Genomic DNA, 21,144 nt, shown 5'->3' with positions numbered 1-21,144 from the left:
GGGTCCGGCACACGATGGCGTGAGCGGTGCCCAGACGCCCCTGTGGTGCACGATCGTTCGCCGAAACGGCCATTACGCTGCATTTCATGCCGCAGCCCCTGTACGACCGCATCGACCGGGCGATCCTGGACCACCTCCAGCGCCACGGCCGCACCCCCAACGTCGACCTCGCCGAGGCCGTCCACCTGTCCCCCTCGTCCTGCCTGCGCCGCACCAAGGCGCTGGAGGAGGACGGCGTCCTCGCCGGCTACCGCGCGGACCTCGACCGCGAACGCCTCGGTCTCGGGCTGACCGTCTTCCTCTCCCTCAAGGTCGAGCACTCCCGCACCACGTCGCAGGTCGTCGAGGAGGCGCTGACGACGATCGAGCACGTCGTCGCCTGCCACGTGGTCTCCGGCGACGCCGACTTCCTCGTCGAACTCGCCGTGCCCGACCTGCGCACCTTCGAGAAGGTCCTCACCGAGCAGATCCTCGCGATCGGGCCCGTCCGTGACGCCCGCAGCACGTTCTGCATCCGCACCGTCGTCGACCGCGGACCGCTCCCCCTCAACTCCTGGTCCGCGCCGCGCACATGAGAAGCAGCGTCGCACGGTGCGGCGTGCTCTCCAGCCTGCCCGGCCTGGTCAGCCCACGCCGACGGCGGACCTCACGGCCGGTGGGCCGGCGGTTGCGGTGCTCGCTAAACCACGACGCGCTCACGCCCAGAGCCCGGCAGGCGACTCACCGCCGGCCGCCGTGTCCGTCCCGGACGAGGATCCGGTCGCCCGACATGCGGATCTGCCCGGCGTTCATGAACACGCTGAACGTCACGGCGCCCACGGCGTAGCCCACACCCGCGTCGGCGAGGACGAGCACCGCGTTCTTGCCGCCCGGCTCCAGCACCGCGGGCTTGAGGTGACGGGCCGCCGGCTCTCCCACGATTCGTCCGACAGCGGTGGAGCCGGTGAAGTTCACCACCCGTACCCGCTCGTCGGACGGCGACCACGCCGAGCGGTTCCCGTATCGCCCGGCTCCCGCGCGCTGGGCACATCGCCGCGCGGCGCGGTGATCGCGGCTGCCGCTTCGCGCAGGGTGTTCGCCGCCGGCCCCACGTCGAAGGAGGCCCATGGACGTGTGCCGCCCGCTTCCTGCGCCATCAGGCGGCGGCCCTCTTTGTCCGCCCGCCTCATCCGCTCCGCCGACCGCTGGGTGCGGCCGGCGGAGCGGATGCCTGGGGGAGTCGTCAGTGTTCCTCGGGGCGGGTGTCCGCCGGGACCGCTGACGGGCGGGCGCAGTCGCTGGAGATCTCCACCGAGGTGCCGGTCTCGGCCGCCGTGAGCAGGGACTCCATGATGTCGAGGACGTGGTAGGCGAGTTCACCGTCGGCGCGGTGCGGTTCGCCCCGGGAGACGGCTCGGGCGAGGTCGGCGACCCCGTAGCCCCGGGAGGCGTCGCGGTAGCCGCCGAGGATCGGGAGTTCGTCCCAGTCCTGGGCGCCGGGCCGGAAGAGGTTGACCGGGCCGTCGAAGTAGTTCGGGTCGGGCAGGGACAGGGAGCCGTCGGTGCCGTGGATCTCGATCCGGGGGAGGGTGCTGCGCCACACGTCGAAGCTCATCACCAGCGTGGACAGGGCGCCGGAGCGGTGTTCGAGGACGCCGGTGACATGGGTGGCGACCTCGACCGGGAATCTCGTCCCGGCCCGGTACCCCTGGCCGATGAAGCGTTCGGCCTGGGGCGTGGAGGACATGCCGACGACCCGGCGCACCGGCCCCAGCAGGGTCACCAGCGAGGTCAGGTAGTAGGGGCCCATGTCGAGGAGCGGCCCGCCGCCGGGCTGGTAGTAGAACTCCGGGTCCGGATGCCAGCGTTCGGGCCCCGAGCTGACCATGAACGCGCTCGCCGCGACCGGCACCCCGAGGTCCCCCGCGTCCAGCGCCGCCCGAGCGGTCTGCACGCCGGTGCCGAGGACCGTGTCCGGCGCGCATCCGACCCGGACGCCGGCCTCGGCGGCGGCGTCCAGCAGCGCACGGGCGGCGGCGGTCGTGGTGGCGAGGGGTTTCTCGCCGTAGACGTGCTTGCCGGCGGCTATGGCCGCGTGGGCGACCGTCGCGTGGGCGGCGGGGATCGTGAGGTTGAGGACGAGGTCGACGTCCTCGGCGTCGTACAGCTCGTCGAGGGTCGCCGTACGGGTGCCGGGCACCTTCGCGGCGGCGGCGCGGGCGCGTTCGGTGTCGAGGTCGGCGACGGCCGTCAGGCGCAGGTTCTTCAGCTCCGCGAGGGTCGTGAGGTAGGCGTCGCTGATCTTGCCGGCGCCGACGAGGCCGACGCGGAGCGCGGGGTAGGGGGCCGGCGGGTCGGGGGTCAGCGGGTCGCCCATGTCATGCCCTTCGTGATCATCGAGTGGACCTGGGGTACGGCCAGGTCGTCCAGGGTGTGGCCGATCGCGGTGACGAACACCCGGCCCGCGCCCCAGGACCGGGTCCAGGTGACGGGGACGACGGTGCCGGCGAGTTCGGGGTACTCGGGGTCGTCGAGGTAGTCGGTCACCGCGAGGACGTCCACGGCCGGGTCCAGGTGCAGGTAGTACTGCTCGGTGGTGACGAGGAACGGGGTGATCCCCTCGACGACGGGATGGCCGGCCGCCCCGGGCAGCGGCCTGACCTGGTAGGTGCGGAACTCGCGGGGGTGGTGGACGAACTGGCCGCCCGTCATCAGGTGGTAGCGCGGCTCGGAGCGGAACGCGTCGACGATCCCGCCATGCCAGCCCGCGAACCCCGTCCCGGCGCGGACCGCCCGGGACAGGCCGGTCATCTGATCGCCGCTGATCTCGCCCATCGTCCAGCACTGCACGATCAGATCAGTGCCGGCGAGCAGGTCCTCGTCGAGGTAGCTGTCGAGGGAGTCGGAGACGGTGACCTGGTACCCGGCCTCCTTGAGATCGGCGGCGCGCAGGTCGGTGGCCGGTACCGGGACGTGTCCCGCCCAGCCGCCACGGACGACGAGGGCGTGCTTGGTGGCGGACACGTCAGCCGTCCTTCAGGCCGCTGAGGAAGCCGAGGCTCCGCGCGACCGGGTCGAGGATGTCCCCGTCGAAGTCGTCGAGTTCGACGATGCGCAGCGCCGCCTCCGGGGCCGCGGCCAGGATCTCCTCGACCGGGAGCACGCCGTCGCCGACGGCCACCTGCGCCTTGGTGTTCAGCGTGCGGTCCCCGTCCTTGACGTGCACGGCGACGACCCGGTCCCCGAGCCGGCCCAGCAGCGCCGGTACGTCCGCGCCGCCGACGGCCGCCCAGTACGTGTCGACTTCGAGGACCACGTCGTCCGTCAGGCGGTCGGCAAGGATCTCCAGGGCGTGTACGCCGTCCTGCTTCAGTTCGAGTTCGAAGTGGTGGTTGTGGTAGCCGACGGTGAACCCGTGGTCGGCGGCCTCGACGGCGGCCTGGTTCAGCTCCTCGGCGAGGCTTTCGACGCCGTCCCGGGTCTGCCAGCGCTCGGGCGCGGTCATCGGCACGACGAGCGTGCTGACGCCGAGGCGCCGTGCGGCGGCGTAGACGGCGGGCCGGTCGTCCGACAGCAGGGGCGCGTGCGCGGTCGGGGCGGACAGCCCGTGCGCGGTCAGCGCGTCCGCCATTCGCTCCGCCCGGTGGACGAAGCCGTAGGGCTCGACCGTGGTGTAGCCGATCTCGGCGACGCGGGCGAGTGTGCCTTCCAGGTCGTCTTCGAGAAGGGCGCGGAGCGTGTAGAGCTGGAGAGATATGGCACGGTTCGACATGCGACTCCTCAACAGTCTTGATCTACAAGGAGGTTCACACGAACCAGGGGTCCGGCAACAGAGGGCGGCCGTGGCCCGGTGCGACAGGTGGCCGGGTGGCTTGTTCCCTATCGGCAATCTTGCTTCATATCAACCTGGTTGATATCCAAGGGACATGGCGGATCTCCCCCTTGAGACACTGTTCGAGTCCGCGTACCGCGACGCCCCCGAACTCCAGGGAAAGCCGCCGCCATGGAGCATCGGCGCACCCCAGCCCGAGATCGCCGCGCTCATCGACGCCGGCGCCTTCCACGGGGACGTCCTCGACGCCGGCTGCGGCGAGGCCGCGACGTCGCTGTATCTCGCCGAGCGCGGTTTCACCGTCGTCGGCCTCGACCAGTCGCCGGCCGCGATCGACCTCGCCCGGCGGGCGGCCGAGCAACGCGGTCTGTCCGGCACCCGTTTCGACGTCGCCGACATCACCTCGTTCACCGGCTACGACGACCGCTTCGGCACCGTCGTCGACAGCACCCTGTTCCACTCGATGCCCGTCGAGTCCCGCCCCGCCTACCAGCAGTCCATCGTCCGCGCCGCCGCACCCGGCGCGTCCTACTTCGTGCTCGCCTTCGACGCCGCGAGCATCCCCCACCGGGGCCCCCTCAACCCGGTCACCGCCGACGAACTGCGCGACGCGGTCGCCCCCTACTGGTCCATCGACGAGATCCGCCCCGCCCGCATCCACACCCGCGTCAACGACAACCTCGACATCTTCCAGACCTTCGCCGACCTCCGCGACGAAAGCCCCGACCGCAAATCCCTACCGGGCTGGCTCCTCTCCGCCCACCTCCCCTGACCCCCGACCGGGCAGGGGGATGAGCATGCGGTCGATCACGTCGCGTCCGACGGCCCGGCGTCTCACCGGCACCGTCGCCGGTCTCTCCGTGACGGCCGACGGGCGGTTGGTCGGCGTCGTGATGGTCTGCGGGCATCACACCGACGGCGCGACCCTGCACGTGGACGGCGACGACGCCGGCCGGCGGGCGACAGTCGGCTCATGGACCGCCGACCGCCCCCTCACCCGGGGCCTCACCACCTGGACCCTCGATCCCCCAACCGCCGGCTGGACCGCGACCGAACCCCTCGCACCGCTCACGGCCGGGACCACCTACAGGCTCTACGGCTGGACCAAGGACAACTCGTGGTCGGCGAGCGGTGTTTCCTTCACGACGGCCGACCGGGACCGGCTCGCCCCGGGAACGGTTCGCTACCACGACGTCTCGGAGGGCGACGGCGAAACCGCGCTCACCGTCTCCCTGGCGGAGTTCGAAGCCAGGGCGTGCAAGGACCTGTAGCGTCACGGCGGCTTCGAGGCGGGCTGAAGCGTCGGCGGGATGCGTTCAGGGACGGTCCAGGGCGCGGAAAGTCCAGCCGGTCTGGCGCCAGTGGTGGGGGGCGAGGGCGTTGCGGGCGTCGATGATGCTGGGTGTCGCGGTGCGGGGTGCGAGGTGGTGGGGGTCGATGTGCCGTCGAGGCGGCCGGCGGGTCGGGCGCGTCGACCTCGACGAACTGCGCGAGGCCGCGGGCGACGCACGGCGGTGGGACTCGAAGTACGGCGGCGGGAACTGGAAGGCGAACTCCGTCACCGCCGAGCTGTCCCGGCTCGCAGGGTGGACGTTCGACGTGCGCCACGAGGCGCTGCTCACTGGCTTCGGCTCGTCGGGGTGACTTCTGGGTGTCGAGGGCCAGGCCGGTTCCGGCGATGCAGCCGTCGAGGAGTCCGGGCCGGCATTGGAGGCGTTTGGGCCGGTTGCGGGCGAGTGGGCGGGCAGCAGGAACGCTGTCAGTCATTCGCGCTGGTCGGTCAACTCCCTCATGCGGCGGGAGACATGGGTGTTCAGCCGGTGGCACAGTCGGGTACGCGATCCGGGCCGCACTCCAGTGAGTCCGTCATTTTCCGTCATGACCGGCAACGTGCGTCAGGCCGCAGAGTGGTCGCTACGGGCTGCACCCTTGCGAGCGATCGGGACCCCGCCGGGGAAGCCGTCGTCCACGCAGACGTACAGGGCGTCCGCGTTCACGAGACCCACACTCGGCGCGCCGCAAGGCGACATGTTGACCAGGGATGACGTCCTGTTACTCCCGGGGCCTGTGTAACTCCTGTGAATATTGAACTTTCAGTCTTCCAGGCGCGCAGAGCGTCCTGCGAAGTTGGGGCGTACAACTCGGCCGCTCCATCGCGGTCGTTGGACCTCTCCCCCACGAGGGCGCACCATGGCGAGAGCCTCCTTCGGGCGCAGAGCGCGCGCGACCATATTCACCGCGACGGCCGGCCTTTCGCTGGCCGTCGCTCTGCTGCCCGGCGGCGCGAACGCGGCTCCGGGCGATCCGGCAGGCCGCCCCGCGGCCGACTCGGGCTCCCAGGCGGGCGACAGCCTGCCACTCATACCCTCGCAGCAGTCGCTGGCGCGGAGCGACGCCCGGCTGACGCAGGCCGAAAAGCGGCCAGGTGTACGGCAGTTGCGGAGGCAGCTCGGGACGCAGGGCGTGCTCGAACTGGACCCGGCCACCGGGACCGCACGCCAGGTCGCCCGGCTCGACGGGTACCTGACGTCGGCCAGTGGAGCCGACCCGGAGGACATCGCCCGGCAGTATCTGCGGGCGCATCCCGACGTGTTCGGGCTCTCCGCGGACCAGGTTCGCGGACTCACCCTGCGCAAGCGGTACACCGACGTCGCCGGGATACGGCACCTGTCCTTCGTCCAGTCGGTCGACGGTGTCCCGGTGTTCGGCAACGGCGTCAAGGCGCACGTCGCCCGTGACGGACGGCTGATCAGCGTGCTGGGCTCCCCGGTGCGGGGGCTGCCGTCCGCACTGGCTCCCGCGCGGATCACCGGAACTCAGGCCCGGCGCATCGCCGTTCGGGACGTCGCGGACGGCACGAACGTCAGCGGCGGCGGCTCGGACACCGCCAAGCAGGTCGTGTTCACGGCGCCGGGCGGCGCGGCCCGGCGTGCGTGGCGGACGGTCACCTCACCGGACGGCCAGGGCATGTGGCTGCACGTCGTCGACGCGGTCACCCAACGGGTCCTCTACCGGCAGAACCTGTCCTCCGGTCTGACAGCCGAGGGGCCCGAGGGCGTAGGCACGCGCGCGGAGCGGTCCGCCGGCCTGTCCTCCGCCACCGGCCCGCTCCGGCGCACCGGCAAGGCGCTGGTCTGGGACCAGTACCCGGGTGCCCGGTCCGGCGGCAAGCAGCACACCCGGGATCTGACCGCCCGGGGCTGGCTCCCCAAGGACGCCCGGACCCTCGACGGATCGGTGGCGCACGTCTTCAGCGACGTCGACGGCAACAACAAGGTGGACCCGGGCGAGGAAGTGACCCCGGCGGCCGACGGGACGTTCTCCTTCCCGTTCAAGCCCTTCACCGGTGCCGGCTGCGGCACCCCGCTGCCCTGCTCGTGGGACCAGAAGACGCCGAACTCCTGGCAGACCAACCGCGAGCAGAACGCCGCGCAGGTCTTCTACTTCCTCGGTACCTTCCACGACCACCTGGAAGCCGCTCCGATCGGCTTCACGCGGGCCGCCGGCAACTTCGACGGCCGGGACGGCGACGCCGTACAGGCGCAGACGGACAACGGCGCGGCCCTCAAGGACGGGCTGCCCGACGAACGCCACCTGAACAACGCCAAGATGGGTACGCCGCCGGACGGCCAGGCGCCCACGATGCAGATGTACCTGACCGGTTCCCTACCGGACCACAACGTGCTGCAGGGCAACTCCGGCGACGACGCCGCCACCGTCTACCACGAGTACGGGCACGGTCTGTCCAACCGGCTCGTCACGGACGCCGACGGTGTTTCCACCCTCACCAGCCCGCAGTCGAGGGCCATGGGTGAGGCGTGGAGCGACTGGTACGCCCTCGACCTCCTCGCCGACAAGGGCCTGCGGAAGGACGACCGGCGCGTCGACGGCGACGTGAACCTCGACGCGCCGGGCTGGTTCGACGACCTGCCGGCGCGCACCCAGTCGATCGACTGCCCGGTCGGCTCCACGTCGGCCGCCTGCCCCGGAACGGCCAAGGCGGGCGCGGGCGGTTACACCTACGGCGACTACGGGAAGATCTGGCCCACTGGTCCGCAGGTGCACTCCGACGGCGAGATCTGGGGCGAGACGCTCTGGGACCTGCGCTACGCCCTCGGCAGCAGGCTCACCGAGTCGCTCGTCACCCGGGCGATGGAGCTGTCGCCCGCGAACCCCAGCTTCCTCGACCAGCGCAACGCCATTCTGCAGGCCGACACCGTGGTCAACGGCGGCCGTGCCCACGCCCGGATCTGGAAGGTCTTCGCCCACCGGGGCATGGGCTGGTTCGCCGCCTCGTTCACAGGCGACGACGTACAGCCCGACGAGGACTTCTCCCTGCCGCCCGGCCCGGACACCCCGGTGGTCACGCTCACCGGCAAGGTGACCGACGACGCCACCGGCTCGCCGGTCGGCGGGATCACCATCAGCATCAACGGCCACGCCTCCGGCTCCCCCGGCGCGGACTTCTCCGCCGTGAGCGCGGCGGACGGCACCTACACGATCCGCAACGTCCCCGAGGGCACCTACCGGAAGGTGTACGCCGCCGCCGTCGGCGGTTACGAGCCCCAGCTCCGCACGGTCACCGTCTCCGCCGCTCCCGTCGACTGGACGCTGCGCCGGGACTGGTCGGCCGCCTCCGGCGGCGCGGAGATCGCGGAGTTCACCGGCCCTGACCTCAGCGACGGCGGTTGCGGACCCGCCGCTCTGATCGACATGGCGGGCAGCGTCTGGGGTTCGGAGGGCAAGGGCGGCACCAACGGCACCGGAACCAATCCGGTCCACACCACCGTGCGGCTGCCCCAGGGTGTGGACGTCAGCGAGGTGCGCCTCAACCCGACGGCGGGCTGCGGGGACGACCTGACAGCGTCCCTCGGGGACTACCGCGTCGAGACGTCCACCGACGGCACCACCTGGGCGACCGCCGCCACGGGCCACTTCACTCCCGCCGACAACGGCCGGGAGAACACCGTGGCCCTCGACGCGGGCACCACACGGAACGTCCGGTACGTCCGTATGACCATGCTGGGCAACCAGGCCGTCGACAACGGCGTGGACTGCGCGAAGGACTCCACTCCCTCGGGCTGCCAGTTCATCGACATGACCGAGCTCGTCGTCCACGGCAAACCCCACCAGGGCTGACCGGCCCGGTGCCGACAGGCCGGAGGGCGGCGTTCCGACCACGGGACGCCACCCTCCGGTTTCTGGTGCGGGCACGCGTCAAGTGGCCGTGCGGACGGTCCCGTCGAGCGTGAACGACGTCGGCGCCGCGCTGAGTGGGCGTACCGCCCCACAGGTTGCCGGTGGTCTGGCCGCTCGGGAAGCCGAAGTCCAGCGTCCAGTCGGTCAGAGCCGCGGTTCCCGTGTCGCACAGGGTGATGTCGGCCTGGAAGCCGCCCTGCCGGTCACGCACATCCCGACGCCCCGCTCCTGAGCCGGATCCCCAAGAGCATCGTGTGGGAACAGGTGGACTTCGTGACCGTGTTGCTACTGGCTTCGGCGCTTCAAGGTGATGGTGGCGGGAGGTCGAGGCGGTGCCCGTTCGGGAATGTGCCGACCGCTACGGCCCCCGGATTCGCTCCTGCCATCCGCCGGCTTCCACGAGCAAGCGCGAGGAGCGGGCGCTGGTCTACGGCCGGACGGGTTCGCGCTGCTGGAGGCGGTGCATGCCCCTGATGCCCCGGCATGGCCGCGCGGACTCCCGGCGGTGCGGACACCGTCCGCTTCGGCACCGCGGAGAAAGCCGCCGCCTCGGCCCTTTACCGTGGAGCGTCCGACTGCCGGCGTGCCGAGGTCGAGAAAGCGGCGAACGCGGTGTCCAGCAGTTCGCCGAAGTCCTCCTGGCCGCCGCTCGCACTCCACCGCCCGAGGACGATCCGCAAGCATTCGAGCGCCGCGGCGGCGCGAACGTCGGCGACGACCGAGGACTCCTCGGCCGACGAGGTTGTCTCCTGCAGGCGGGCCACGATCCCCGGTCGCCATTCAGCCTGCTTCTCCCGGAGCCGAGCGCACAGTGCCGGGGTCTCGTTGACGAGGCCGAGGATCGTCACGAGTTCCTGGACGTCGCGTACGAGGAACGTCATGGCCGACTCCAGGGCGTTGCGCAGCCTGCCCCAGTCGTCCAGGTCGGCCCGGTCGGCGGCGAGCGCGTCAGCGATGACGTCACCGACAGGGTCGAAGACGAACAGGACCACGTCTTCCTTGGTGTCGAAGTAGCGCAGGAAGGTGCTCCGCGACACTCCGGCGGCTTCGGCGAGGTCGGCGAAGGTGGCCTGGTCGAAGCCGGTGAGGCGGAACCGGTTGACCGCGACGCGGGCCAGCTCTGCTCGCACCGCGTGGCGGCTGATCTCACGGGTACCGACTGGTGCTGCGCTCATGGGCACGAGTGTACTGCGAGACACTCATCCACTTCTTCGGGTATAGGCTTCCCTTCTGATACTCAGTGTCAGACATGATGCTTAGATTCGCGATGTCGTCCCCAGCCGACGGTCTGGTCACGGGCCGTCCCTTACCGCGATATGGAGCCACCTCATGAGCTACGACGACCTTCCCGCCCTGACGATCGACGTCTCGGACGGGGTCGCGACGGTGACAATCGATCACCCGCCGCTCCAACTGATGGACGCGGTCCTTCTGTCATCACTCTGGGCCTTCGTCGCGCGCGTGCGGGACGACGCCGACGTCCGCGTCATCGTCTTCGAGAGCGCCGACCCGGAGTTCTTCGTCGCGCACGCCGACATGGCCTACTTCACCGACCCTGCCGCGCTGCCCGCAGCCATTCGCGCCGCGATCGCGGCCGCGCCGGGCTCGGTCGTCCCGGAAGGCATGAACATCCTCCAGGCGATGAGCGAGGAGGTCCGCTCGCTGCCGCAGGTCACCATCGGCAAGCTCGCGGGCTTCGCGCGTGGCGCGGGCAATGAGTTCTTCATGTACCTGGACATGCGATTCGCGGCGATCGGCAAGTCCGGGCAGGGGCAGACGGAGTCCTTGCTGGGGATCCTCCCCGGAGGCGGCGGCACGGTGAACATGACGCGCCTGGCAGGAAGGGCTCGCGCGCTGGAGCTCATCCTCGGCGCCGAGCTCGTCGGCGCGGAGCTCGCGGAGCGGTACGGCCTGATCAACCGTGCGGTGCCCGCCGGAGAACTCGATACGTTCGTCAGCACCCTGGCCCGACGGATCGCCGGCCTCCGGCCAGAGGTCATCTCCATCACGAAGGCTGCGGTCAACGCGGTCGCACAGCCGATTCCCCATGAGGCGTACGTCGTTGAGAACGAGGGCCTGAACGCGGCAATCGGCGACGACGTCACCGAGCTCGCCCACAAGTTGCTCGCCGCCGGTCTCCAGACCCGCGAGGGCGAACGGGACCACGAGCGCATCGCCAACAGCGTCTGAGCACCCAAGCTCTCGCCGTCCGTGCGCAGAGACTCCGCGGGAAGAGCCCCTCAGTCATTGCCGACACGCGCGTTGACACGGTTCTTACCGACACCCCGAGCTCCGCGTCCGCGGGTACGTCGCCGAGGAGTGGCGACGGGAACAGCTTGCGCCAGTCCGGCGCGGCCCGGGAAGGCGGCTCCCCCCTCCCCCACGTCATCCGGAGCAGCGGTCGCAGGCCGTCCGCACGGAGTAGCCCCCGTAGCCGGCGCCGCCGCCGTCGTAGGGGTTGACCGTGTCGGCGCGGCCGTGGAAGGAGAGCACGGGGACGGGGCGGGCGGGGGCGCAGGTGGTGGGGTCGAGGGTGCCCGCGCGCAGGCCCGCGACCGGGGCGGTCGCCGCGATGCGGTCGGAGAATTCGCGGGCCGGCAGGAAGGTCAGCGGGCGCCGCCGGAGAAGCCGGTGGCGTGGACGCGGTCGTCGGCGGCGCGCAGGCGGGCGGACATCGCCTCGATCGTGTCGGCGAGGAAGCCGACGTCGGGCGAGGGGTACTGGCCGGAGGTGTCGGGGGCGCCGGGGATGACCCGCGTGCAGCCGTCCGGCGTACCGGGTCGCCGGACACCGCCGTCGGGGGCGGCGGCGAGGAAGCCGTGCCGGTCGGCGGTCTCGTCCAGCCCGCCGGCGGTGAGCTGCTTGCGGCCGTTGGAGCCGCTGCCGTGCAGGTTGAGGACGAGGGGGACGTCACGGCGGCCGGTGCAGCCGCGCGGGACGTGCACGGGGACGGTGAGGGTGAGGCGTGGGGACAGACCTCTGCGACGGGTCGTCGCACGGACCGTGCGGCGGACGGGACCCTTGACTCCGGACGCCCGTCCCGCCGCGAACCAGAAGCCGCGTCGCCTCACTCGTACCGGTACTTCAGCGACTCCTCCTGTGCCCGCTCGATGTCGGCGATCGTCAGTTCCGGCATCCGCAGTTGCGCGAGGGTGACCTCCGCCGAGGTCGGTTGGGCGTCGGCGGCGAGCCACTGGTCGGGTTTCCAGGCGTTGCCGCGCAGGAGGGACTTGGGGCAGTGGGGGTAGACCTCCTCGATGCCGACGACCAGTGCGCTGGCCGGGGGCTTCCCGACGGCCGTCAGCTGGGACAGCAGGTCCGGGCGCGTGGAGACGCAGGCCCGGCCGTTGACCCGGAGGGTCGTCGTGCGGCCCGGTATGAGGAACAGGAGTCCGGCGCGGCCGGTGGCGATGACGTTCTGGAGGGTGTCGAGGCGCTTGTTGCCGGTCGCGTCCGGGATCGCGAGGGTCCGTTCGTCCAGGACGGCGACGAATCCGGCGGGGCCGCCGCGCGGGGAGACGTCGCAGTTGCCGTCCGCGTCGGCGCTGGCGACCATGACCAGTGAGGAGCAGCCGATCAACTTCCGTGTCTGGTCGGTGAGTTCGGTCATCACCTTGCGGTCGGCCAGGTCGCCGGGGGATTCGTAGGTCAGGCGCAGGGTCTCGTGGTCGGGAACGGCGTCGAGGAGGAGGTCGTCAAAGGCGCTGCCGGTCAGAGAGGTCGTCATGTCTCGACCCTAAGCGGCGCGGGCCGGTAATCGGTTTGCCCGTGGACGATCCCGCCCGATAAGAAGCTCACATGCTCAAAGGCACCAAAGTCGCGCTCAGGGCCCGGCGTGCGGACGACGTCCCGGTCTTCAGGACCGAGTTGTATGAGGACGTCGCCGGCACCTCCCGTGCTCAGGCCGCCCCGTGGCGTCCGGTCTCCCCCGACGCGAAGGACCCCCGTCTGGCGCTGGACGACACCGACCCCAGCCATGTCCCCTTCTCCGTCGTGGACCTGGCGACCGGCGGCCTGATCGGCCTGGCGAACCTCTGGGGCATCGACACCCACCACCGCTCCGCCCACCTCGGCCTGGGCCTGCGGCCCTCTGCCCGGGGCAAGGGCTACAGCACGGACGTCGTCGCCGTCCTGTGCCACTACGGCTTCACCGTCCGCGGGTTCCAGCGCCTGCAGATCGACACCCTCGCCGACAACCACCCGATGCTCCGCGCCGCCGAGCGCAACGGCTTCGTCCGCGAGGGCGTCCTGCGTTCCTCGGCGTGGGTGATGGGCGAGTTCCTGGACGAGGTCATTCTCGGTCTGCTGGCCGGTGAGTGGGAGCGGGGCACGGAGAATTAGGGTGCGCCCGCTGTCACCGCGTGACTGCCACATCACCTTTCACGAAGGGTCACGTCCATGGTCTCCGTCCTCCAGAACATCGCCGTCGACTGCGCGAACCCCTACGAACTGGCGCGGTTCTGGAGTGCGGTGACCGGGCGGCCGTTGGGTGCGGAGGCGCGGCCGGGTGACCGGGAGGTCGAGGTGCTGCTGGCGGAGGGGCCGGTGCTGTATTTCAACCAGGTCCCCGAGAGCAAGGTCGTGAAGAACCGGCTGCACCTGTGCCTGCGTCCGCAGACCTCGCGGGACGCGGAGGTCGAGCGGCTGCTGGCGCTCGGCGCCGTGTTCGTGGGGGATCACCGGAATCCGGACGGGACCGGGTGGGCGGTGCTGGCCGACATCGAGGGCAACGAGTTCTGCGTGCTGCGCAGCGCGTCGGACCGGGCCGGTGCGTCCGGCTGACGTCGGAACGCTCCAAGATCCGTTCCCGATCCTTGTGGCGGGCGCCGCCCCCGTCCCGCCCCGGCCGCCCGACAGACTGGGGGTCCGCAGCACCGGCCGTCCGAAGGAGCGTCATCATGCCGAGCCGCATCCTCACCCCGCGCAGCAGGGGCTTCCTCTTCCTCGACTCGCACCCGGCGGGCTGCGCGCGCCAGGTGCGGGACATGTGGGACGCGTGCCCCGATCCCGATCCGTGGCTCGACGACAGCCCCGTCGCGCTGATCATCGGCTCCTCCTCCGGCTACGGCCTCGCGGCCACGGTCGCGGCCCTCAAGCGGGCCCGCATCAGGGGCATCGCCGTCTCGTTCGAGAAGCCGCCGACGGAACGCCGGACGGCGACGGCGGGCTGGTACCGCACGGCGGCCACGGCCCGGCTCGCCCGCTCGATCGGCCGCGACATGGTCTTCCTCAACGGCGACGCGTTCTCGGACGACGTGAAGGAGCAGGTCGCGGACCTGATCGAGCGGCGTTTCGGCGGCGAGGTGCAGTACCTGCTCTACTCGGTGGCCGCGCCTCGGCGCACCGACCCCGTGTCGGGGACGACGTACGCGTCCGTCCTCAAGCCGATCGGCGCGCCGCACCGCACGAAGACGCTGGTCTTCGACGAGGACGGCGCCCCGGAGGTCCGTGAGGTCGAGACGGCCCCGGCGGAGGGTGACGACGTCGAGCAGACGGTCGCGGTGATGGGCGGCGCGGACTGGTCGCGCTGGATCGACCACCTGGCCGGCAAGAACCTCCTGTCGCCGGGGTTCTCGACGGTGGCCCTGTCGTACCTCGGTTCGCCCCTGACGGCGGGGATCTACCGCCAGGGCACGATCGGCGCCGCCAAGGCCCACCTGGAGGCCACGGCCCGCGAACTCGACGTCCGGCTCGGCGACTTGCTCGACGGTGGCGCCGTCACGTCGGTCAACGGGGCCGCCGTCACGCAGTCGTCGACCGCGATCCCCGGCATCGCCCTCTACACCGGCCTGCTGCGCGGCGTCCTCGGCGAGGCCATGGTGTCGCCGCTCGGCCAACTCGTCACCCTGTGGGACCGGTTGAGGGGCAGCGCCCGGATGGGGCTGGACCCCGAGAACCGTATCCGCCTGGACGACTGGGAACTCGCCGACGAGGTCCAGTCAGCGGTCGCCGAGCGCTGGGAGGCCGCGACGACCGACACGATCGCCGACCTCGCCGACCTGGACTGGTTCCGCGCGGAGGTCCAGCGCCTGTACGGGTTCGCCGTCCCCGGCGTCGACTACGGCCAGGCGGTGGAGACGGACGTCCCGTGGCCGGCGGCCGGGTGAGGGGTCAGGGTTTGAGTACCGCCAGTACGTCGTCGAGGGCGACGGTGGTGGGGTCGCTCATGTCGATGCCGTCGAATGTCTGCCAGATGTAGGAGGCCGTTCCGTTCTCCCGCAGGGGGTGGAAGTCGGCGAGTTCCGGGTCGTTACGGAAGGTGTCGAATGCCTCTTCGGACTCCCATTCGACGAGGAACAGGACCTGCCGGGGGGCGAGGTCACCGGCCACGTTGTCCCGGAAGCGGCCGAATCCCACGATACGGCCGCCGTATTTCGGAGCGAACTCGGGGAGCCGGGTGAAATAGGCGAGGTATTTCTCCAGGTCGGACACGTCGAACATGTTCAGGGCGTAGAACTTGCTCTGCTTCTGCTGCTGCGTTTGTTCCGTCATTTCCGGTATCCCTTTCCGGTAATTCGATCAGAGGTCGAGGACCAGGCGGTTTCCCCTGGCCCGGGAAACGCAGATCATCATGGTGTCCCCCGCGGCGCGTTCCGCGTCGTCCAGTACCGAGTCGCGGTGGTCGATCTCCCCGGAGAGCACCTTCGTCTCGCAGGTTCCACAGATTCCTTCTTCGCACGAGGTCATCACCGACACGCCCGCGTTTTCGACGGCTTCGAGGATGGACATGTCCTCGGGGACCGTCAGCCGGGTGCCGGAGCGGGCCAGTTCGACCTCGAAGGTCGTGAGCGGTCCGGCGGCGGCGTCCTGCTTCGGGGCGAACCGCTCCAGGTGCAGGGACCCGGTCGGCCATGTCTCGCAGCCGGCCTCGACCGCCGCGAGCAGCGGTTCGGGGCCGCAACTGTAGACGGCCGTCTTCCGTTGCGGTCTGCCGAGCAGCGCCGGCAGGTCGAGGAGCCCGTATTCGTCCTGCGGTCGCAGGCTCACCCGGTCCCCATAGGCCCGTTTCAAGGTGTCGCCGAATGCCATCGAGGCCCGGGTGCGGCCTCCGTAGAGGAGGCTCCAGTCGGCGCGGGTCGCGTTGACGGCGGCCATCATGGGCAGAAGGGGGGTGATTCCGATTCCACCCGCGATGAACAGGTATTTCTTGGCCTTCACGAGCGGGAAGTGATTGCGCGGGCCGCGCACGCGTACCGTTTCGCCGTCCGCGAGGACATCGTGCACATGGCTCGACCCGCCACGGCTTTCCGGTTCACGCAGCACCGCGACCTGAAGGCGGGTCCGGTCCCCCGGGTCCCCGCACAGGGAATACTGCCGGACCAGATCAGTGCGCAGGACGAGATCGATATGGGCGCCCGGCTGCCATTCCGGCAGCGTATGGCCTGCCGGGTGGCGCAGCGTCAGCAGCACGACGCCTTCGGCCACCGTTTCCTTGCGTTCCACCACGAGGTCGAGTTCGGCTTCCGTGCCGAGAGTGCTCATGACCGGCCTTTCGTTTCTCACAGTGATGATCGAGGGGCGCGTTCTTCTCCGCCGGTCAGGAGGGGAAGCAGCGGCCGAAGTCGCGCAGCAGTCGGGGGGAGCCCTGGAGTCTGATCTGACGGCGCACCAGCGCCCACGCCAGCAGCGAGGGCTTGGCGAGGAAGCGCAGCCAGGTGCGGGTGTCGGCGGTGACCCTGAGGTCGGGCTCGCCGTGGTGTCCGTCGGCGACGTCGAGTGCGCGGTCGCGGATGGTCACGGTGATCTGCCGGGACTCGTCGCCGGTGAAGGTGAAGTGGTAGGTGGCGGACATGTCCTTGGCCTGTTCGCGCTGGAAGATCAGCGGCAGGCCCTCCACCAGGCCGTCGACGCTGTTCGCCCGCAGGCTCATCGTCACGTGCTTCGTGCGCTTGTTGGGGAACCGGTCGGCGACGTGCCGCTCGGCGTCGGAACCCTCGACGACGTAGACGGTCTCCTCCTTGTCCATGAGCGGGCGCACGACCTGGGTCAGATGCGCCTTGCGGTCGTCCAGCCAGGGTCCGATGACGTCCTCGCCGGCCGGGCAGACCGACATGCAGTAGGCCGCTTTGTAGTTGGCGCCGAAGGACAGGCTCTGCCACATCGAGGCGCTTTCGCTGTCGCTGACGCGCGCGCGGTAGTCGTGGGCGTCGCGGCTCTCGGCGACCTGTTCGGCCCAGTCGCCGAAACCCCCCATGAACTCGCGGTAGTTGTGCGTGTAGCAGGCGGAGAAGTTGAAGTGCCCGTCGGAGGCGATCGCCCCGGTGGGGCAGGCCGTCACGCACAACTTGCATTCCAGGCACGGGTTGTACTCGATGGGCCGCGTGTATTCACTGACCTCGGCGTCGACGAGGATCGTGCCCAGCAGCACGAAGTTCCCGAACTTCGGGTGGATGACGTTGCGGTGGATCCCCATCTTCCCGAGCCCCGCCGCCACGGCGACCGGTTTGTGCGAGACGACCCACGCTTTCCTCGGGAACTTGTCCATCTCCATCGGGAACCCCATCGCGGGGTTGATGGCGCGCACGCCGACGGCTTCCAGCGCGCCCACCACGTGCCGGCCGACCTCGTTGGTGTGGTCGCCGGTGTGGTGGAACTCCAGGTTCGCGACCGAGCGCGCCGGCGTGCGGATGTTCTGCCGGTTCATCCGGGTCACGATGCTGATCAGCGTCCGGACCCCCGGCAGCGCGGCGTCCAGATCCTCTCGCTGGTCGGCGATGTCCGGCCGGTCGATCTCGACGAACCCGACGTCATCCGCGCCCGCGTCCAGGCACACCTGGCGCAGCCACTCCGCGTCCAGCGGTCCGGCGGGGCGGGCCGCGGTGGGGGCGCGGCGGGCCTGGACGACGGTGGGATGGTCTTCGAGTTTGTTCCTGGCCATCGAGCGTCACCTCATGGGGGGCGGGATGCTCATGAGTTTCATGAAGCAACTCGAACCCTAGCGAGGTGAGTTGCGTGAAGCAACTCTCTGCTCAGGTGTGCGGGTCCAGGCCGGTGGCGTGCCGAGTGCGGGCGCAACTGGCCGGTGCGAGAGGGGGGTTCAGCAGGCGGACGGCGCGGGTCGTCCACGCGCCATGGGGGTCAGCCCTGCGAGTCGGTGAGCGCCGGGCCGGGGAGCAGGCGGACGGCGTCCGGGCCCACCACTTGTCCGCACTGGGTGCACACGAGCTGTTCCCGGACGTTGCCCCCGCATCCCACGTGGTCCGTGATCCTCGGCGGGCCGGCCGGGCCCGCGGCGTGCTCGTCACCCCAGTGCATCAGGGACAGCAACGCCGTGAGCAGGTCCTTGGCCTTGCCCGTCGGCCGGTACTCGTAGCGCGCGGGCCGCTCCTGGTAACAGACCCGCTCCAGCAGCCCGTCCTCCACCAGCTTGGCCAGGCGGTTGGTCAGCACATTGCGGGCGACGCCGAGACTGTCCTGAAACTCCTCGAACCGCCGCAGGCCGAGCAGCGCGTCCCTGATGATCAGCAGGGTCCAGCGCTCACCCACGATCTCCAGTGTCCGGGCGATGGAGCACAGTTGACTGTCGTACGTTCGGCCCAACATGCCGCGAATCTAGCACGTTGCTTGAAGCAACCGACAGCTTTGCACGGAGGGAGGTGTCCAGAGCGGCCATCAGCTGCGCAGCCCTGCTCCTCCCGCCGGGGGCGGGAGGGTAGCGCCGGAGAACATCGATCAGAGCCGGTGTGGCTCGCGCCCTTTCGATCGCCTGGTTCCCAGCCTCGGGATCCTCGCCCGCGTCGATCTCGGCTATGCGTGCCGCATTCGCGGCGGCGCGCAGGATGTGGCCCACCTGGTGGGCTTTCGCGATCGGGTGCAGGTAGGCGGCAGACGCGGCATCGCCGGCGGCTTGCGCGGCGAGACGTGCGGTTTCCGTGGCCGCCTCCTTCGCCGCCCGGTGGGCGTCCATCGACGTGACGCGCTGAAGCTTGGTCCTGGGCGCGCCGTTGACGAACTCGCAGGTCGTCCATGGACAGTTCGAAGTCACCGCTCACGCCCGTCACGAAGACGATCGTCGCACAGGGCGAACCACAGCCGCCTCAACTGCCCTGAGGGCGCCTTCGGCGGCGCTTCGAGCTGGCCTTGACCGTCCTGAACAGCCCTCCTACGCTGCTGAGCATCGGGCGGCCCAGGAACCTCTGGTGTCATGGGAATCCCGGAGCCTGGTCACCGTCCCCATCGCCACGCCGGTCGCGGAGTCAGCGTCCCGCTTGGCTCGTCGCACAGCGTTGAGAACCGGAAGAGCCGCCGGGCGCACCCGCTGGACGGCACGTACACGACCGCTGCGCACACCGCCCGCTCACCGCATCACCGCATGAGACGTCCTCCCCGATCGATCATCAACAGAAAGGCAGGGTGATGACGGTGGGACCGTCTGTTCCCTCCCCCGGCGCGGACACCTCGCGGCGGCGTCTGCTGCTCGCCGCGGCCGGTGGGACCGTGGGCACGGCAGCCCTCGTGGCCCAGTCCCCCGGCGCGACGGCCGCCGCCACGTCGACCGGGACCGCCGTCGGCCGCCCGGGGCGCGGCATGAAGGTGATCGCGATCGAGGAGGCGTACTCCGTTCCGGAGCTGATCCCGTGGCCGGGCCCGGTCCGTGTGCCGCCCGGTCTCGAAGAGGAGTGGGGGCGCCGGCTCGCCGACTTCACGGAGTTACGGCTGGCGGACATGGACGAGCACGGCGTCGACGTCCAGGTCCTGTCGCTCACCCCGCCCGGCGTGGAAGCCATCGCGGACCCCGCCGAGGCCGTGGCCATGGCCCGCCGGGTCAACGACCATCTCGCCGGCGTCGTCGCCGCCCACCCGACACGGTTCGCCGGCTTCGCCGCCCTCCCGTTCCAGGACCCGCGGGCCGCCGTGGTCGAACTGCGCCGGGCGGTGGAGCGACTGGGCCTCAAGGGGGTGCTGCACAACGACCACGTCCAGGGCCACTACCTCGACGAGCCGCAGTTCCGGCCGGTGTGGGCCGAACTCGAACGGCTCGGCGTGACGCTCTACCTCCACCCCACTCCCCTCGCCCCCGACCAGTGGCAGGTGTTCCAGGGACACCCCGAGCTGAGCGGGCCGTCCTGGGGGTGGACCGCACAGACCGGCGCGCACGCGCTTCGCCTGATCTACGGCGGAGTGTTCGACGAGTTCCCCAACGCCTCGGTGACACTGGGCCACATGGGAGAACTGCTCCCTTTCCAACTGGCCCGCCTCGACAGCATCTACCGCAAGGGCGCCCCCGGTCGCAGTCCACGACAACTGCCCTCCCACTACCTACGGCACAACTTCTACGCGACCACCAGCGGCGTCTTCTCCCACGCCGCCCTCCTCGGAGCCGTCCACTCCATCGGCGCCGACCGCCTCCTGTTCTCCATCGACTACCCCTTCGAATCGACAGCCGAGGCAGTCGACTTCCTCCACTCGGCCCCGTTCCCCCCTGCCGACCTCCACGCCATCGCCCACCGCAACGCGACCCGCCTGCTGAACCTCTGATAGCGATTGGTCAGGTCCGGCATCGCTGCCGTGCGGCTATGGCGAGCACGCGGAACTGATCCCCTCGCGCCTTGGGCCGACGCACACCGCGGCGTTCCAGATACCGGTCAGCGGACCTCTGGGGCGGCGCGGCAGCCGTAACACGTCGTCTCGTTCGGGGTGTTGGGCAGTCTGCATCGTGTGGTGCCGGATCAATTAGGGGAACCGTTCGAGCGTGTGGTCCCGCCTGCTCCGCCGCGGCAGCAGGGCGGCGATCGGCGCCGGTACGGGGATCGCGAGGTGCCGACCACGGGTGCCCGTCTCCACAGGGCCGGCAGGCGCAGGGCCGGATAGCCGGCCATGCCCCGATAGCGGCGGATCTTGTCGAGAAGACCGCGGATCTGCGGCTGGCCGGGGACCTTGAGAGCTGCAACTGTTGAAGGCGACCGTCCGGCTGGGGGCCGACTGAAGGTATGCACGGACAGCGCTGTCCTCACAGTGCCGGATGAGAACGTCGACAGCGGCTCGACAAAACCCGGCTACGAACTCACGGGGACGGGTTGACTCGTCCCGTTCCGCGCCTGGATTTGTTCTGGCTCCCTGGCTTCCGAGGGGGGTTGGATGGGGTGGGGATGCGGCCGGTGTGGCGCCATCGCCTCAGGACGGCGCGGCCGTAG

General features: G+C 70.5%; 21 protein-coding genes and 2 pseudogenes. 10 read left to right on the top strand and 13 right to left on the bottom strand.

Annotated elements, in window-relative coordinates; all coding sequences use genetic code 11:
* Positions 1-86 precede the first annotated feature (86 nt).
* The gene (locus tag IAG44_RS40915) at positions 87-575 is read left to right on the top strand and encodes an Lrp/AsnC family transcriptional regulator (protein ID WP_187752067.1); all 489 of its coding nucleotides are present in this window, start codon (positions 87-89) and stop codon (positions 573-575) included.
* 145 nt (positions 576-720) lie between these two features.
* Here IAG44_RS40915 and IAG44_RS44915 read toward each other — a convergent pair whose 3' ends face one another.
* The 4 genes from IAG44_RS44915 to IAG44_RS40895 all read right to left on the bottom strand — a co-directional run bounded on the left by IAG44_RS44915 (position 721) and on the right by IAG44_RS40895 (position 3,751).
* On the bottom strand, positions 721-918 hold the full coding sequence (locus IAG44_RS44915) for an aldehyde dehydrogenase family protein (RefSeq protein WP_425508503.1): 198 nt from the start codon (positions 916-918) through the stop codon (positions 721-723).
* 304 nt (positions 919-1,222) lie between these two features.
* A complete protein-coding gene (locus IAG44_RS40905; RefSeq protein WP_187752066.1) occupies positions 1,223-2,356 on the bottom strand; it encodes a Gfo/Idh/MocA family protein in 1,134 nt (377 codons plus the stop codon).
* Positions 2,341-3,003, bottom strand: a complete 663-nt coding sequence (locus IAG44_RS40900) for a ThuA domain-containing protein (RefSeq protein WP_187752065.1) — start codon at positions 3,001-3,003, stop codon at positions 2,341-2,343. Before IAG44_RS40900 ends, IAG44_RS40905 begins: the two co-directional genes overlap by 16 nt.
* Before the next feature lies 1 nt (position 3,004).
* On the bottom strand, positions 3,005-3,751 hold the full coding sequence (locus IAG44_RS40895; RefSeq protein ID WP_187752064.1) for a sugar phosphate isomerase/epimerase family protein: 747 nt from the start codon (positions 3,749-3,751) through the stop codon (positions 3,005-3,007).
* 154 nt (positions 3,752-3,905) lie between these two features.
* Between IAG44_RS40895 and IAG44_RS40890 the strand changes: the two genes are divergently transcribed.
* The 3 genes and pseudogenes from IAG44_RS40890 to IAG44_RS40880 all read left to right on the top strand — a co-directional run.
* The gene (locus IAG44_RS40890; protein ID WP_187752063.1) at positions 3,906-4,583 is read left to right on the top strand and encodes a class I SAM-dependent methyltransferase; all 678 of its coding nucleotides are present in this window, start codon (positions 3,906-3,908) and stop codon (positions 4,581-4,583) included.
* Between the two features lie 25 nt (positions 4,584-4,608).
* A complete protein-coding gene (locus IAG44_RS40885; protein ID WP_246562875.1) occupies positions 4,609-5,082 on the top strand; it encodes a hypothetical protein in 474 nt (157 codons plus the stop codon).
* 178 nt (positions 5,083-5,260) lie between these two features.
* A pseudogene (locus tag IAG44_RS40880) lies at positions 5,261-5,413 on the top strand (sporulation protein); the annotation flags it as partial.
* A gap of 36 nt (positions 5,414-5,449) precedes the next feature.
* On the opposite strand, the pseudogene IAG44_RS44910 reads toward IAG44_RS40880, so the two are convergent.
* Positions 5,450-5,676 (bottom strand): annotated as a pseudogene (locus tag IAG44_RS44910) (hypothetical protein); the annotation flags it as partial.
* Between the two features lie 325 nt (positions 5,677-6,001).
* Here IAG44_RS44910 and IAG44_RS40875 point away from each other — a divergent pair.
* Complete coding sequence (locus tag IAG44_RS40875; protein WP_187752062.1) at positions 6,002-8,950, top strand: M36 family metallopeptidase; 2,949 nt, start codon at positions 6,002-6,004, stop codon at positions 8,948-8,950.
* Here the strand turns inward: IAG44_RS40875 and IAG44_RS40870 are convergent.
* Together IAG44_RS40870 and IAG44_RS40865 are read right to left on the bottom strand one after the other, a co-directional pair.
* Positions 8,901-9,221 carry a cellulose binding domain-containing protein gene (locus tag IAG44_RS40870; protein ID WP_187752061.1) on the bottom strand — a complete coding sequence of 107 codons (321 nt, stop codon included), beginning with the start codon at positions 9,219-9,221 and terminating at the stop codon, positions 8,901-8,903. The genes IAG44_RS40875 and IAG44_RS40870 overlap by 50 nt on opposite strands.
* A 346-nt stretch (positions 9,222-9,567) precedes the next feature.
* Positions 9,568-10,185: a TetR family transcriptional regulator gene (locus tag IAG44_RS40865; protein ID WP_187752060.1), complete on the bottom strand. Its 618-nt coding sequence runs from the start codon at positions 10,183-10,185 to the stop codon at positions 9,568-9,570.
* Between the two features lie 154 nt (positions 10,186-10,339).
* On the opposite strand from IAG44_RS40865, the gene IAG44_RS40860 reads away from it, so the two are divergent.
* Positions 10,340-11,200 carry an enoyl-CoA hydratase/isomerase family protein gene (locus IAG44_RS40860; RefSeq protein WP_187752059.1) on the top strand — a complete coding sequence of 287 codons (861 nt, stop codon included), beginning with the start codon at positions 10,340-10,342 and terminating at the stop codon, positions 11,198-11,200.
* A 416-nt stretch (positions 11,201-11,616) separates the two neighbouring features.
* On the opposite strand, the gene IAG44_RS40855 is transcribed toward IAG44_RS40860, so the two are convergent.
* The gene (locus tag IAG44_RS40855) at positions 11,617-12,081 is read right to left on the bottom strand and encodes an alpha/beta hydrolase family protein (RefSeq protein WP_187752058.1); all 465 of its coding nucleotides are present in this window, start codon (positions 12,079-12,081) and stop codon (positions 11,617-11,619) included.
* On the bottom strand, positions 12,078-12,737 hold the full coding sequence (locus IAG44_RS40850; protein ID WP_187752057.1) for an MSMEG_1061 family FMN-dependent PPOX-type flavoprotein: 660 nt from the start codon (positions 12,735-12,737) through the stop codon (positions 12,078-12,080). Before IAG44_RS40850 ends, IAG44_RS40855 begins: the two co-directional genes overlap by 4 nt.
* 71 nt (positions 12,738-12,808) lie before the next feature.
* Here IAG44_RS40850 and IAG44_RS40845 point away from each other — a divergent pair, with 71 nt between their 5' ends.
* The 3 genes from IAG44_RS40845 to fabV all read left to right on the top strand — a co-directional run bounded on the left by IAG44_RS40845 (position 12,809) and on the right by fabV (position 15,117).
* On the top strand, positions 12,809-13,351 hold the full coding sequence (locus tag IAG44_RS40845; protein ID WP_187752056.1) for a GNAT family N-acetyltransferase: 543 nt from the start codon (positions 12,809-12,811) through the stop codon (positions 13,349-13,351).
* Positions 13,352-13,408: 57 nt separating this feature from the next.
* Complete coding sequence (locus IAG44_RS40840) at positions 13,409-13,792, top strand: VOC family protein (RefSeq protein WP_187752055.1); 384 nt, start codon at positions 13,409-13,411, stop codon at positions 13,790-13,792.
* 116 nt (positions 13,793-13,908) lie between these two features.
* Positions 13,909-15,117 carry an enoyl-[acyl-carrier-protein] reductase FabV gene (gene fabV / locus IAG44_RS40835; protein WP_187752054.1) on the top strand — a complete coding sequence of 403 codons (1,209 nt, stop codon included), beginning with the start codon at positions 13,909-13,911 and terminating at the stop codon, positions 15,115-15,117.
* Positions 15,118-15,121: 4 nt separating this feature from the next.
* Here the strand turns inward: fabV and IAG44_RS40830 are convergent, their stop codons facing one another.
* From IAG44_RS40830 to IAG44_RS40815, 4 genes are all read right to left on the bottom strand, one after another.
* Positions 15,122-15,502 carry a DUF1330 domain-containing protein gene (locus IAG44_RS40830; protein ID WP_187752053.1) on the bottom strand — a complete coding sequence of 127 codons (381 nt, stop codon included), beginning with the start codon at positions 15,500-15,502 and terminating at the stop codon, positions 15,122-15,124.
* Positions 15,503-15,529: 27 nt separating this feature from the next.
* Positions 15,530-16,492, bottom strand: a complete 963-nt coding sequence (locus IAG44_RS40825; protein ID WP_187752052.1) for a PDR/VanB family oxidoreductase — start codon at positions 16,490-16,492, stop codon at positions 15,530-15,532.
* A 55-nt stretch (positions 16,493-16,547) separates the two neighbouring features.
* Positions 16,548-17,888 carry an SCP2 sterol-binding domain-containing protein gene (locus tag IAG44_RS40820; protein ID WP_187752051.1) on the bottom strand — a complete coding sequence of 447 codons (1,341 nt, stop codon included), beginning with the start codon at positions 17,886-17,888 and terminating at the stop codon, positions 16,548-16,550.
* Between the two features lie 200 nt (positions 17,889-18,088).
* Positions 18,089-18,553, bottom strand: a complete 465-nt coding sequence (locus tag IAG44_RS40815) for a winged helix-turn-helix transcriptional regulator (RefSeq protein WP_187752050.1) — start codon at positions 18,551-18,553, stop codon at positions 18,089-18,091.
* 819 nt (positions 18,554-19,372) lie between these two features.
* Here IAG44_RS40815 and IAG44_RS40810 point away from each other — a divergent pair.
* Positions 19,373-20,488 carry an amidohydrolase family protein gene (locus IAG44_RS40810; protein ID WP_246562873.1) on the top strand — a complete coding sequence of 372 codons (1,116 nt, stop codon included), beginning with the start codon at positions 19,373-19,375 and terminating at the stop codon, positions 20,486-20,488.
* Positions 20,489-21,144: the final 656 nt, after the last annotated feature.

The organism is Streptomyces roseirectus (assembly GCF_014489635.1).
GTDB lineage: Bacteria > Actinomycetota > Actinomycetes > Streptomycetales > Streptomycetaceae > Streptomyces > Streptomyces roseirectus.
This window is presented reverse-complemented; position numbering and strand designations above follow the sequence as displayed.